At 60.2% G+C, this 12,450-nt stretch carries 14 protein-coding genes; 12 read left to right on the top strand and 2 right to left on the bottom strand.

What is annotated here, in order from left to right; all coding sequences use genetic code 11:
- Positions 1-6: 6 nt before the first annotated feature.
- Positions 7-1,689, bottom strand: a complete 1,683-nt coding sequence (gene murJ, locus ACRCJM_RS05730; protein ID WP_431464155.1) for a murein biosynthesis integral membrane protein MurJ — start codon at positions 1,687-1,689, stop codon at positions 7-9.
- A gap of 24 nt (positions 1,690-1,713) precedes the next feature.
- Positions 1,714-2,217, bottom strand: a complete 504-nt coding sequence (locus tag ACRCJM_RS05725) for an NUDIX domain-containing protein (protein WP_237197713.1) — start codon at positions 2,215-2,217, stop codon at positions 1,714-1,716.
- Positions 2,218-2,309: 92 nt separating this feature from the next.
- Here ACRCJM_RS05725 and ACRCJM_RS05720 point away from each other — a divergent pair, with 92 nt between their 5' ends.
- From ACRCJM_RS05720 to ACRCJM_RS05665, 12 genes are all read left to right on the top strand, one after another.
- Positions 2,310-3,716, top strand: a complete 1,407-nt coding sequence (locus tag ACRCJM_RS05720) for a CCA tRNA nucleotidyltransferase (RefSeq protein WP_431464154.1) — start codon at positions 2,310-2,312, stop codon at positions 3,714-3,716.
- 65 nt (positions 3,717-3,781) lie between these two features.
- A complete protein-coding gene (locus ACRCJM_RS05715; RefSeq protein WP_431464153.1) occupies positions 3,782-4,360 on the top strand; it encodes a helix-turn-helix domain-containing protein in 579 nt (192 codons plus the stop codon).
- A 119-nt stretch (positions 4,361-4,479) separates the two neighbouring features.
- On the top strand, positions 4,480-5,496 hold the full coding sequence (locus ACRCJM_RS05710) for an ABC transporter ATP-binding protein (RefSeq protein WP_431464152.1): 1,017 nt from the start codon (positions 4,480-4,482) through the stop codon (positions 5,494-5,496).
- A gap of 2 nt (positions 5,497-5,498) precedes the next feature.
- On the top strand, positions 5,499-6,395 hold the full coding sequence (locus ACRCJM_RS05705) for an ABC transporter permease subunit (protein ID WP_431464151.1): 897 nt from the start codon (positions 5,499-5,501) through the stop codon (positions 6,393-6,395).
- A 94-nt stretch (positions 6,396-6,489) separates the two neighbouring features.
- Entirely contained in the window at positions 6,490-7,764 is a 1,275-nt protein-coding gene (locus tag ACRCJM_RS05700) for a hypothetical protein (RefSeq protein WP_431464150.1), read from the top strand.
- Between the two features lie 25 nt (positions 7,765-7,789).
- The gene (locus ACRCJM_RS05695) at positions 7,790-8,143 is read left to right on the top strand and encodes a TM2 domain-containing protein (protein WP_185173750.1); all 354 of its coding nucleotides are present in this window, start codon (positions 7,790-7,792) and stop codon (positions 8,141-8,143) included.
- Between the two features lie 176 nt (positions 8,144-8,319).
- On the top strand, positions 8,320-8,625 hold the full coding sequence (gene rpsF, locus ACRCJM_RS05690; RefSeq protein ID WP_135011322.1) for a 30S ribosomal protein S6: 306 nt from the start codon (positions 8,320-8,322) through the stop codon (positions 8,623-8,625).
- Between the two features lie 88 nt (positions 8,626-8,713).
- Complete coding sequence (locus ACRCJM_RS05685) at positions 8,714-9,382, top strand: single-stranded DNA-binding protein (protein WP_431464149.1); 669 nt, start codon at positions 8,714-8,716, stop codon at positions 9,380-9,382.
- 129 nt (positions 9,383-9,511) lie between these two features.
- Positions 9,512-9,748, top strand: coding sequence for a 30S ribosomal protein S18 (rpsR, locus tag ACRCJM_RS05680; RefSeq protein ID WP_004005948.1), 237 nt, complete (start codon positions 9,512-9,514; stop codon positions 9,746-9,748).
- A 22-nt stretch (positions 9,749-9,770) separates the two neighbouring features.
- A complete protein-coding gene (gene rplI, locus ACRCJM_RS05675; RefSeq protein ID WP_237199864.1) occupies positions 9,771-10,220 on the top strand; it encodes a 50S ribosomal protein L9 in 450 nt (149 codons plus the stop codon).
- Between the two features lie 130 nt (positions 10,221-10,350).
- Positions 10,351-10,677 carry a hypothetical protein gene (locus tag ACRCJM_RS05670; protein WP_185173747.1) on the top strand — a complete coding sequence of 109 codons (327 nt, stop codon included), beginning with the start codon at positions 10,351-10,353 and terminating at the stop codon, positions 10,675-10,677.
- Between the two features lie 329 nt (positions 10,678-11,006).
- Positions 11,007-12,281, top strand: coding sequence for a DUF418 domain-containing protein (locus ACRCJM_RS05665; RefSeq protein ID WP_431464148.1), 1,275 nt, complete (start codon positions 11,007-11,009; stop codon positions 12,279-12,281).
- Positions 12,282-12,450: the final 169 nt, after the last annotated feature.

The following is a 12,450-nucleotide window of genomic DNA, read 5'->3' as shown; positions in this document are numbered from 1 at the left end:
CTGAGTTTACCCTCTGTGGCGGGCCGTGGGGTGGCGCATACCGATTTTCGCCATAATCGGGTTCATGAGGGTGTCGAGTTCTCGCACGCGGAAGAGCATGAGCATGGCGTAGTAGGCCAGGCCCATGACGATTCCGCCGACGAGGACGGTGATGAAGGCGCTGCCACGTGAGGCCCAGGCGAAGCCGTCGAAGGTGTAGCCACCCAGCAGGTAGAGGGCGGCGGCCCCGGCCAGGCCCGCACCGATGGAGGCAAAGGAGACACGGGCATGGGTTGAGATGAGATCACGTACCCCGTAGTTGCCCAGGCGGCGGGCCAGGACGCGGTGGCTCAGGTAGACCGCTAGGACGTTCTGCAGGGCGTAGGTGAGGGCTAGGCCGTAGATGATGTGCTGGGGTGCTAGGCGGGAGGCGATGAAGCCCATGGCCACGATAACCACAGCCGAGAAGAGCTGGATGTAGAAGGGGGTTTTGGCGTCTTCTTGGGAGTAGAAGACGCGGCCCATCATAAAGGCGATGGTGAGGAAGGGCCCGCCCAGGGCGATGACGGCGATGGTTTGGCCGATGACCGCACCCGCTTGCTGGGAGCCGCCGCCGAAGATCATACCGATGGGGCCGGCGAAGACAATGAGGGCTACGGCGCAGAAGATGGTGGCGATGGAGGCGGTGCGTAGGCCGGACGAGAGCGCGGTGGCTACCGAGGTATGGTCGTCGTCTTGGGAGGCGGCAGACATGCGGTTGAAGAGCACCGTGGCAATGGAAAGACCAATGACGCCGTGGGGCAGGGAGTAGAGCATGGATGAGTAGTTCAGGGCCTGCACACCGGGAATCTGCACGCCCATAGCCAGGAAGTCCTCGCGGGCGCCGACCACACCTGCTGCAACCTTGGCCAGGTAGAGGAAGGCCAGGTTGGAGACGACGCCGGTGGCCAGCGTCCACCCCGCCAGGTTAGCTGCGGTGCCCAGGCCGATGCCGCGCCAGCCAAATTTCGGGCGCAGTTTCAGGCCCACCTTGCGCAGGGGGATAAAGAGAATGAGGGCCTGCAGGGCAACGCCCAGGGTAGCTGAACCTGCCAGTACCAGGGTCTGGGTGGACGTCCAGCTCTCTAGGTTATGGAAGGGCGGGTTGGTGGTGACGTCCTGGGGGCCGAAAGAAACGATGAAGACAACCAGGGCGGCAATGGCTACCACATTGTTGAGGACGGGAGCCCACATGTACCAGCCGAAGGCACCGCGGGCGTTGAGCACCTGGCCTAGGACCGTGTAGAGGCCGTAGAAGAAAATCTGGGGCAGGCACCAGAGAGCGAAAATCCAGCCGAAATGCTGTTGCTCGGGCGTCCACTTGCTACCCATCACCGCAATAATGGGCCAGGAGAAGAGGAGGACGACCGCGGTTACTGCCGCGATACCGCTGACCGCCAGCGTCACCAGACGCGAGACGTAGTCGGAGCCGCCGTCGTCGTGCTTAGCTGCTTTGATGATTTGCGGCACCAGGACGGCGTTAAAAATACCGCCAGCTACCAGCACATAAATTAGGTTGGGCAGGGTGTTAGCGGTTTCAAAAATATCGCCCACGGTAGTGGTGGCACCGAGAGCAACAGTAATCAGGAAGGTTTTGACGAAGCCCAGAACCCTCGAAACGAGCGTACCAGCGGCCATAATTGCGCTGGATAAAGCACCGGAACGTGCCACGGGAATCCTTATCTACTCAGTCAGCTAGGAGAGCTGGTGAATGATGTACTCACGGGCAATCTCAGCGATGCGCCGCTCATTGGGGAAGGAGAGTTTACGCCCCAAATCATCGATGTTGACCCAGGCGACATCAACCGCCTCATGGTCGGGGTCGTTCTCGGTGGTTAGTTCGCCACCGGTTGCAGAGAACAAGAAATGGTGAACCGTCTTGTGCACGCGGTGCCCTGATACATTGAACCAGTAGTCGATGGATCCCAGCGAAGTAATCACATCGCCAGAAATACCGGTTTCTTCTTCAATTTCACGGGCAGCCGCTGCCGCCTTGGACTCGTCCCCCTCGGGGTGGCCCTTGGGTAGGCACCATTCCAGGCGCCCGCCGCGGTTGATGCGGGCGATGATAGCAACGGGCAGGTTGCGGTCGTCAAAGTTGACGATGACGCCGCCTGCAGAGACCTCCTCAACCGTGGGCATGGCAGCAACGGGCGTGAAAGCCCGCCTCTTCGGTGCCCGGGGAATAGGAAAAGTCATGTCTCTACCTTAACCGATATATCGGGGCTATGTTTTAAAAGTTGAGGGTGTAAGTGGTAACTTGTGCGGTTTGCTGGCACGATTGAAGGGTTATGGCGCATGTTTTTGATACCTCCCTCATCCACCCGGTAGCACGTGAAGCGGGCGAGCTCTTTGCCCGCGCGGGCTTTGAATTAGCCCTGGTGGGTGGGCCCGTCCGTGACCTGTTTTTGGGGGAAACCTCGGTAGATTTGGACTTCACCACCAACGCCACACCCGATGAAACCCTGGCTGTGGTGGACGGCTGGGCCGACGCTACCTGGGAGATTGGCAAGGAGTACGGCACCATCGGTATCCGCAAGGGCAATGAGATGGTTGAAATCACCACCTACCGTGCTGAAAAGTACGACCCTGATTCCCGTAAGCCGGTGGTCGCTTTCGGTACAGATTTGAAGGAAGACCTCTTCCGCCGCGACTTCACCATCAACTCCATGGCCCTGCGCCTGCCCTCCCTCGAACTGGTTGACCCCTTTGGGGGCCAGGAGGACCTGCGGAAGGGCATTATCCGCACCCCCGGCACCCCACAGGCGTCCTTCTCTGACGACCCGCTGCGCATGATGCGCGCCGCCCGCTTCGCCTCCCGCCTGGATATTGACCTGGCCCCCGAGGTCTTTGAAGCCATGGTCGATATGGCCGACCGTATTCAGATTATTTCGGCTGAGCGCGTGCGCGATGAGCTGGTCAAGCTCATCTGCGGTGCTGCCCCCCGCCGCGGCGTTGATCTGCTCGTGGAGTCGGGGCTGGCGTCCTTTGTTCTGCCTGAAATCCCAGCGCTCAAGCTGGAGGTCGATGAGCACCACCGCCACAAGGACGTCTACCAGCACTCCCTGACCGTCATGGAACAGGCTGCCGCCCTCGAAACCAACGCGGACGGCGCCGTTCCCGGCCCCGACTTCATTCTGCGCTTTGCCGCCCTCATGCACGATATTGGCAAGCCCGCCACTCGCAAGTTCGAGAGCAACGGGGCTGTGAGATTCCTGCACCACGACGTGGTGGGGGCCAAGCTGACCAAGAAGCGTATGCGTGAGCTGCGCTTCGATAACGACACCATCAAGGCTGTCGCCCGCCTGGTCGAGCTTCACATGCGCTTTTACGGCTACGGGGATGCCGGCTGGTCAGATTCTGCCGTGCGCCGCTACGTGCGTGACGCCGGGGACTTGCTGGAGCGCCTGCATCGGCTAACCCGGGCGGACGTCACCACCCGCAACAAGCGCAAGGCTAACCGCATCGCGTCTGCCTACGACGACCTGGAGCGCCGTATTGCAGAACTGGCCGAGCAGGAGGAGCTGGACGCTATCCGCCCCGACCTGGACGGTGAAGAAATCATGGCGATTCTGGGTATCAAGCCCGGCCCCCAGGTGGGACAGGCCTACAAGTTCCTGCTCAACCTGCGCCTGGACGAAGGTGCCCTGGGCAAGGAAGAAGCCACTGCCCGCCTGCTGGAGTGGAGTAAGAAGTAAAGCTAGAAACTTGGGTATAAGCATATAGCCTTATATTTCAATATATAAGGCTATATGCTTATCTTATGTTTGTTTTGACTGTTGACCAGGTAGGGTCATCCGGTGATAGGGACCGGATCCCTGACCTCTTTGCCCTTATCGATGGCCTAGAGAGCGGTGGTGCCCCAGTCCGTCCGTTTCAGCGCACCGCAGGCGACGAAGCCCAAGCGGTGTTTGATGACCCAGCTGCTGCGCTTGTAACCGCTCTGACCCTGGTACGCACCGGTCACTGGTACGTGGGTATTGGGGAAGGTGCGGTAAACGTGCCGCTACCTGAAGAAACCCGTGCAGGGGCCGGGCCCGCTTTTGAGTACGCCCGTAGGGCGGTTGAGCGGGCTAAAAAAGCAAAAGGACGCTGCTGCTTCGCTGGGTCTGTAGCGTCAGCTCAGCTGGTTGATAGAGCCCTGAGCCTGCTCGCCCGTCTTGAAATAGACCGGCAAGAAACCCGCCAGCAGGCAGGAGAAATGGCTCGTCAGGGGTTGTCTCAGAAACAGATAGCTGAAAAACTTGGGATAAGTCAGTCTGCCGTGAGCCAGCGGCTCAGTGAGGGCTACTGGTCTGAAACACGAGCCCTGATAGACGAACTGGTAGAGATCCTGCGGTAGTCCATATATCTGCTCCATTCCTAAGGTGCATGAAGAACTCACCCCGCAGACTGATGTTTTCTTCAGCCTGACCCCCTAGTGTTAAAAGCGATACCGTCACGCACAACAAGGGGAGACCCATGCTCGAGGTCAGAAACCTCACCAAAACCTACGGCCCCAAAACGGCCGTCAACGACATCAGCTTTACCGTTCCCAACGGCCGGGTCACCGGCTTCCTCGGCCCCAACGGCGCCGGGAAATCCACCACCATGCGCATGCTGGTGGGACTAGAAAACCCCTCCAAGGGTAGCGCCCTGGTCGACGGCCGGCCCTACCGCTCCCTCAAGAGCCCGCTGACCTCCGTCGGCGCCCTGCTCGACGCCAAAGCCATGCATCCCGGGCGTAACGGTGCGGCCCACCTGCGCTCGCTGGCGCTGACGCACGGCATCCCGAAATCCCGTGTTGACGAGGTCATCGAGATGACCGGTCTGGCCGCTGTCTCGAAGAAGAAGGTCAAGGGCTTCTCCCTGGGTATGGGCCAGCGCATGGGTATCGCTGCCGCCCTGCTGGGTGACCCCCAGAACGTCATCCTCGACGAGCCCGTCAACGGTCTTGACCCCGAGGGTGTCATCTGGGTGCGCAACCTGGCCCGTCACCTGGCCTCAGAGGGGCGCGCCGTACTTATTTCCTCCCACCTGATGAGTGAGATGTCCCAGACCGCCGACGACCTCATTGTGATTGGTCGCGGTCGTCTGCTGGCTAACTGCTCCATGGAAGACTTCTTGAAAATCGGCGATGAAAATAAGGTTCTTGTGCGAACCGACGCCCGCGAGGCTTTCGCCGCCACTCTGCGTGGAGCTGGCCACGTCTTCACCCCCGTTGATACTGACGGTCTGATGGTTGAGCAGGTCCAGGCTCGCGACCTGGCCCAGCTGGCTGCCCGCACCGACGTCCTGCTCCACGAGCTCACCCCGCAAAAATCCACCCTGGAGCAGGTCTACATGAACATGACCCGTGACGATGTGGAATACAGCTCAGCTAGCTTCGATGCCCCTCAGCAGAATCTCGGTACGGACGCCCCCGCCAGCTCCCAGCCCCAGGCTGGTACCGCTACCCCGTCAGCTCCCTGGTCCTCAACCTCAGCACAGGAGAACTAACCATGACTACCGCACCTGTTTCTCCTGCGTCCGCGCAGGTTAATCGTTCCCGTTTTGCCGACCGCAAGCTGACCTTCTGGGGCGTGCTGCGCTCCGAGGTCTTGAAGTTCCGCACCCTTACCACCAACTGGGTTATGACCCTGATTCTGGCTGTGGTGATGGTGGGCATGGCCCCGCTCTACTCTCTCATGTTGAACTCTATGGCTGAGAATGCTGAGATGATGGCTCAGGCTTCTGAGGGTATGGCGCAGACCAACGCCGGCATTGAATCTATGACCAATATGGCATATGCCTTGGGTGCCTCGGGTGTTGATTTAGCCAATATGCTGATCGCGGCTGTTGCCGCTGTATTTATTGGTGCCGAATATGCCACTAGGTCTATACATACTAGTCTGACGGTTGTTCCCCGCCGCTCTTCCCTCTATATCGCCAAGCTCTTGGTGCTGAGCATCTACGGCTTCGTGCTGGGCTTTGTGCTAGCTACCCTGGCCTATGCGGCAGGCTACCCCGTGCTCGATTCGAGCATTCGAGACACCCTAGAGTTCACTGATGGTCTGCTGCTCAACTGGGTAGCAGTGGGTCTCTACTTCATGTTCATGACCTGGATGGGCTACGGCTTCGGTGCCCTCTTCCGCAACAACGCCGGCGGCATCGTCATGGTGGTCTTCCTGCTCTTCGTGCTACCCATCATCGCCGCTATCTTCATGGGGCAGTTCGAGTGGGTGGCGGACGCCTACAACTACCTGCCCTCGGGGCTGGGGCGCGTGATTCTCACCTATGATCTGAGCGAGGACGCCGACATTAGCTACCTAGAGGGCGGCGCTTGGTTTGCCCTGTGGGCCGCTGTGCCCGCCCTGCTAGGCTACCTGCGGTTTACGCTCACGGACACCCGCGGCTAAAACCAGCTAGCTCCTCATAGACACAGGGTGGTGGCTTCTTCTCTCCGATAGAGAAGAAGCCACCACCCTTATCGTTTAGCTTTACAATAGAGCCATGGTTGAGCGTAAGAAAAAGGACGGCGAACAGTGGCTTGCCCGTGCCGTCTCGCATGCCCGCCCCGAGGTCGTCCGCACAACCTTCTCTACGTCCATACAGCGAGTCAGTCGAATCCCCGGCCAGGTCGGCGAATTTTCGGGCCGTGCCGCCGGAATCCTCACCCGCAAGGACGCCCGTGCCGTCCGCGTCCGCCTGACCCTCACCACCCTCTTTGTCACCCTGCTGGCGGTACTCGTGGCCGCTGTCGGCAACTACCTCTCCCTGACTCACACCCCCGAAGATAGCCTTGACCGCTACATGGGTGCCCTTGAAAACGGCGACTATATCTCGGGTATTGACCGTGAAGCCTACAGCAACTTCAACTACACCTACCTCACCAACTCCATCTACCGCGCCGCACAGGGGCGCATAGAAAACTACACCATCACGGGTACAGATAAGGACGCCACTGGGCAGGTGACCGCCAGCATCCTTGCCACCGTTGCCGGGCAGGAACACCAGCTCACCCTCCCCCTGCGCCAGGTATCCCGTACCGGGCCCTTTAATGACAGCTGGCAGCTGGCTACCCCGGCCCAGTCCTACCTCACCCTGACCGCGCCAGTGGCGCTGGCCGGAGTGCAGGTCAACGGAGAATCTCTCGACCTACCCACCACTCGGCGTACAGAAACAGAGGCAGGCTACCAATGGACTATCCCCACCCTCCCTGGTACCTATGACTTCACCCTGCCCAGCAGCTCCTACTACACCCTGGATCACACCGACCACATCATCACCGCACCTCTACCGGGCCAGGGGCAAACCACCCAAGAGCTCACCCTCGACGTGCGCCCGTCCCCCCGCATGTGGAACGAAACCAACAACCTCATCACCTCCTGGCTAGAACGCTGCGAGAGCGCCCGACGCCTGGATGTTGCCGGGTGCCCCACCTCCCTCCTGCACGGCGAAGACTCAACTGCCACCATCAGCAACGTCTCCTGGGAACTCACCGACCGCCCCGCCTTCTACCTGGTGCCGGACCGCACCGACCCCACAGTCTGGCGGGCCTCCCGCTACCGCCAGGCCACCTTTGAAGTCACCTACCTCGCCGACGGTAAAGCCCAACGAGAAATCATCCCCTTCTACATCAACGCTGAGGTAGTCTCAGATGGAACCCAAGCTGACATCAGCGTGGGTCTTGGCGGCAGCGAAGAAAGTGAAGCCCAGCTGCGCCAGGCCATCACCAGTGAAGACGCCGCCAAATCTACCCTCCAAAAATTTGTGGCCTCACTCTAGGCCCACCCTCTAAAGGCAGGAGACCATGCCCGAACAGCCCCAGCACTACCAGCCCACCTACATCAACAATCCCAGCCGCGCCCGCTCCTTTGCGCAGGGCCAGCCCGTCTATATCGTGCAGGCCAAGTCCACCCTGGTGGCCTACCTGCTTTTCTTCTTCCTCTGGTGGCTCGGGGCCCACAAGTTCTACCTGCGCCAGCCCATTATGGGCATCTTCTACATCGTGGGTAACCTCATTGCGGGCGGTATCACCGCAGCGGTGCCCTTCATCGGCTGGATCTTCTACATCCCCCTGGTCATCGTCATGATCTGGGACCTCTTCACCATCCCCGTACGCGTCGGCTACCTCAACGCCCTCGCTAACCGCCGCATCTACTAATGGTGCTGTGAACAACACCGCTTTAACCGCGCCACCCCTGCCCAAACCGGGCGTCCTGCGGTAAAGTTGGTCAAGTCTGTGCTGGCACTCGGCCAACACCTGAGACCGGCCAGACCGTACGTAATCTCCTGCTATGGAAATCCCATAGCCGCTTAGCCCAAAGGAGGGGTTTAATCATGCGTGCATACGAACTGATGGTTATCCTCAACCCCGAGGTAGAGGACAAGGCCGTAGAGCCCACCCTCACCAAGTTCCTCGAAGTTGTCACCAAGGACAACGGCACCGTTGACAACATGGACATCTGGGGCCGCCGTAAGCTCGCTTACGAGATCCAGAAGAAGTCCGAAGGCATCTACGCCGTCGTTAACTTCACCTCAACCCCCGAGACTGCAGCTGAACTGGACCGCGTTCTGAACCTGAACGAATCCGTCATGCGCACCAAGATCATCCGCCCGGAAGATCAGCAGATCTCCTCCAAGTAAATGTTTGAGACGGGGCCCTGTTCACTAAAATGTCAGACCCCCGTGCAAAACTTCAAATACTTACTCTTATTACGACTGGAGGCATCACATGGCTGGCGATACCGTCATTACCGTCATCGGTAACCTGACCGGCGATCCTGAGCTTCGCTTCACCCCTAACGGTGCAGCGGTAGCTAACTTCACGATCGCTTCGACTCCCCGCAACTTCGACCGCGCATCGGGCGAATGGAAAGAAGGCGAAACCCTCTTCCTCCGCGCCAGCGTCTGGCGTGAAGCTGCCGAGAACGTCGCCGAGACCCTCAAGAAGGGCATGCGCGTGATTGCGCAAGGCCGTCTGAAGTCTCGCTCGTATGAAACCAAAGAAGGCGAACGCCGCACCAGCATGGAGCTAGAGATCGAAGAAATCGGTCCCTCACTCCGCTTCGCCTCCGCTAACGTATCCCGCAACCAGCGCTCAGGTGGCAACTTCGGTGGCGACCAGGGCTTCGGTGGCGGTTACGGTAACCAGCAGGGTGGCGGCTTCAACGCCGGTGGCCAGGGTGGTTACGGTGGTGGCGCAGGCTACGGCAACCAGGGTGGCTACGGTGGTAACACCGGCGGCGCACAGCAGGGCAACTTCAATGCTGCCCCTGCCGCACCGGCAGCAGCCCCCCAGGCCGCACCGGCCCAGCAGGCACCTGCTGCTGACCCCTGGGGCCAGCAGTCCGGTGGCAACTACGACTGGGGCTCCGGCGCAGACGACGAACCCCCCTTCTAAACCCCGGGCAGGTACCGCCTGCACGTTAGAAGGGAAGGGGCGCCCGGCGTCCTTCTTTGAACCAAGACAAAATATTCATCCATCCCGCGGTTTATCCCGCGGGCTCCCACCAGAAAAAGGAGCACCACGATGGCTAAGGCTGAAATCCGCAAGCCCAAACCCAAGCAGAACCCCCTGAAGGCTGCTGACGTCACCGTAATCGACTACAAGGACGTCGCACTTCTGCGTAAGTTCATCTCCGACCGCGGCAAGATCCGTGCACGTCGCGTCACCGGCGTGACCGTTCAGGAACAGCGCAAGATCGCTCAGGCAATCAAGAACGCCCGCGAAGTTGCACTGCTGCCCTACTCAGGCGCTGGCCGCTAAATCGATAGGAGAGTAGAAGAACATGGCTAAGATCATTCTTACTCAGGAAGTCACCGGCCTCGGCGCCGCTGGCGACGTTGTAACCGTCAAGGACGGCTACGCACGTAACTACCTGCTGCCCCGCGGCTTCGCAGTCACCTGGACTGTAGGCGGCGAAAAGCAGGTTGAGTCCATCCGCGCAGCCCGCGCTGCTCGCGCTAAGGCTAACCTCGAAGAGGCAAAGGCAACCGCAGCTGCTCTGGCATCAAAGCCCGTTGTTGTTGCTCACAAGGCTGGCGCTGACGGCCGCCTCTTCGGCACCGTCAAGGCTGAGCACGTTGCTGACGCCATCGAGGCTTCAGGCGCAGGCTCCGTCGACAAGCGTGCGATCAACCTCGGTTCCGCTATCAAGCGCACCGGCGTTTACACCGTTTCCGTGCGCCTGCACGAAGACGTTGTAGCTAACGTTGAGCTGGACGTTGTAGCTGAGTAATTCCCTTAAGGATTATTCGCTAGGCTTCTAGCAGCATCAGGACGCCCCGTTCCCCCATCTTGGGGGAGCGGGGCGTTCTGCGTGTGGTGGGCTTGCGGTTTTCATAGGGGAGTCTGGCATGCTAGAGGGTATGGCTTTACAATCGACACCTCCTGCTGCCCGTACCCGCCGCCCGCAGAGCACCCAGACCCTGATTGCGGCTGCGATTACCGAGGGCGTGGCGGTGCTGACGCTGGTGTTGGCTTTTGTGGTGAACGTGGGGTCCCCCTCAACGGTTCTAGCGACTTTCTTGGGGTTTATGGCGATTTCTGTTGTGGCAGCTACTCTGGCCTTTGTGCTGGCTCTGGTGGGTCTGTTGCGCTTTGCCCGGCATACGCTCTGGTTCATCGTGATTCTGGTGGTGTCTGTGCTGGCTAACCCGGTGCTCTGGTTCTTCTTGATTGGCTACTTCTCCTAGAAGTTCCCCGGGCTGGCCGGTGCCTGCCCGTGCCCGGGAGGCGCCCACGGGCGTCCGCGAAAATACCCAGCTTGCTCCCAGGCAACTCAAAACCCAACTCAAGCCTAGTGCGGTTATATAGATGTAACAGCTCGAAAGGCTATAAGAAGCGAATGTGTGTGTGCTTCGAAAAGCGGGTAATGCTGAACCCGGTTTTCACTCACTGATGGCGAGACCAGTATGGGGGTCTCGCCATCGGTGTTTAAAGCGTTTTTCACCCGCCCGGCGGATGTGCCCTAGCTCCGTTTTCTTTAGGGTAGAAGCAGAAGACCCACACACGAAAGGTAGCAATGGAGCGCCCACACCAGACCCTTCAGCCCCAGCCCCCTCAGACTCTTCCTGCACCTCGCATGCTTGTGCCCGATGTTGCCCGCGGGCTGATGCTCTGGGGTATTGCGGTGGCTAACGTGACCACCGCCTGGGTTCTCTTTGCCGGTGGCCCGGCCTCGATGACGGGCCGGGTGGTAAATGACAGCTTCTGGGACAAGCTGACCATCATGTTCACCACCTCCTTCGTGCATGCCCGCGGTTTCCCCATGTTCTCGACCCTGCTGGGCTTTGGCGTGGGGCTGATTGCCGCCAGCCTCTATCGGCGCGGCTACCCGCTACCCAAGGCCCGCGGCGTGATCGCCCGCCGCTACGGTATGCTGGCGATTTTTGGCGCCCTACACATGGTCTTTCTCTTCTGGGGCGACATCATGCTGGCCTACGGCCTGATTGGCCTATTCATGGCCTGCCTAATCGCGGTGCGCACTAAGGTCTTGCTCTGGGTGGCCGGTACGCTTTTTGCCGTGACCAACCTGGTGGCTCTAGCCGGGGTGCTCCTACTTGAGGCGGTGCTCGGCGCTGGTCAGCTTCAGGAGCTACTAGGCGGGGGTAGTAGCGGTGGCCTACTACCTATAACAAGCTACTGGTCGGTACTGCTCAACGGCCTGATTGTGCTGCTCGGTAGTTTCCTCGGCGTGCCCTTGCAGGCTTTTATGTTGCTCCCGCTGATGCTTCTGGGTTTTGTGCTGGCGCGTGAGGGCGTGCTGGCTGATCCTGCGCGTCACCGCCGGGTGCTGGTGTGGCTGGCCGGGGTGGGCCTGGTTGCTGCCCTGGGCACCGGTATTCCTGCCGGGCTTGAGACCCTGGGCCTGCTGCCTACCGGTGTTTTCGGGGTGCTCACGATGACCCTGGGTGTTCTGGGCGGCCCGGGCTTTATTGCCCTGCTGGCGCTGGCACTAACCGGTGTTCAGGAGCGTGTGGACGCCGGTGCCCCCGTCCCTGCCCCGCTTCGGCCCATGATTGCCCTGGGTAAGCGGTCTATGACCGGTTACGTGCTGCAGTCGGTGATTTTCTTAGTGGTCTTCGGTGGCTTTGCCCTGGGGCTCTTTGCGGACGCCGGTGCCTCCGTGCTCCTGCTGGTTGGCACCGCCGGGTGGCTGGTGACGGTTCTTGTGGCGGTGGCTCTTGAAGCGGCGGGCAAGCCCGGCCCGCTAGAGGCCCTGCACCGCAGGATGTCTTACGGTAAGGACGGGCTAGCTGGCCAATATTCCCAGCTGGCGCACAGGAACGGTATATAAGAGCTTAAGAAGGCTCCGCCATACTAGAGGTACAAGGTTCGAAAGAGCAGCCGCCCGCAGGGTGGCCCTGGAGAATCTCAAGAAAGCAGTAGTGTGTGTTTCTTGCATGGGGCCTAGCCCCGATGTGTAAATGTGTGTGTATTGATGAGGCTGGGTCGGGGGACCCGGC

It is taken from the genome of Rothia sp. L_38 (assembly GCF_050689125.1).
Taxonomy (GTDB): Bacteria; Actinomycetota; Actinomycetes; order Actinomycetales; family Micrococcaceae; genus Rothia.
The sequence above is the reverse complement of the archived record's forward strand: the minus strand, read 5'-3'. Positions and strand labels throughout refer to the sequence as shown.

Coding starts and splice junctions, on each gene's coding strand:
- ACRCJM_RS05725 (WP_237197713.1), bottom strand. CDS start 2,217: ATGACTTTTCCTATTCCCCGGGCACCGAAGAGGCGGGCTTTCACGCCC.
- ACRCJM_RS05720 (WP_431464154.1), top strand. CDS start 2,310: ATGGCGCATGTTTTTGATACCTCCCTCATCCACCCGGTAGCACGTGAA.
- ACRCJM_RS05715 (WP_431464153.1), top strand. CDS start 3,782: ATGTTTGTTTTGACTGTTGACCAGGTAGGGTCATCCGGTGATAGGGAC.
- ACRCJM_RS05710 (WP_431464152.1), top strand. CDS start 4,480: ATGCTCGAGGTCAGAAACCTCACCAAAACCTACGGCCCCAAAACGGCC.
- ACRCJM_RS05705 (WP_431464151.1), top strand. CDS start 5,499: ATGACTACCGCACCTGTTTCTCCTGCGTCCGCGCAGGTTAATCGTTCC.
- ACRCJM_RS05700 (WP_431464150.1), top strand. CDS start 6,490: ATGGTTGAGCGTAAGAAAAAGGACGGCGAACAGTGGCTTGCCCGTGCC.
- ACRCJM_RS05695 (WP_185173750.1), top strand. CDS start 7,790: ATGCCCGAACAGCCCCAGCACTACCAGCCCACCTACATCAACAATCCC.
- rpsF (WP_135011322.1), top strand. CDS start 8,320: ATGCGTGCATACGAACTGATGGTTATCCTCAACCCCGAGGTAGAGGAC.
- ACRCJM_RS05685 (WP_431464149.1), top strand. CDS start 8,714: ATGGCTGGCGATACCGTCATTACCGTCATCGGTAACCTGACCGGCGAT.
- rpsR (WP_004005948.1), top strand. CDS start 9,512: ATGGCTAAGGCTGAAATCCGCAAGCCCAAACCCAAGCAGAACCCCCTG.
- rplI (WP_237199864.1), top strand. CDS start 9,771: ATGGCTAAGATCATTCTTACTCAGGAAGTCACCGGCCTCGGCGCCGCT.
- ACRCJM_RS05670 (WP_185173747.1), top strand. CDS start 10,351: ATGGCTTTACAATCGACACCTCCTGCTGCCCGTACCCGCCGCCCGCAG.
- ACRCJM_RS05665 (WP_431464148.1), top strand. CDS start 11,007: ATGGAGCGCCCACACCAGACCCTTCAGCCCCAGCCCCCTCAGACTCTT.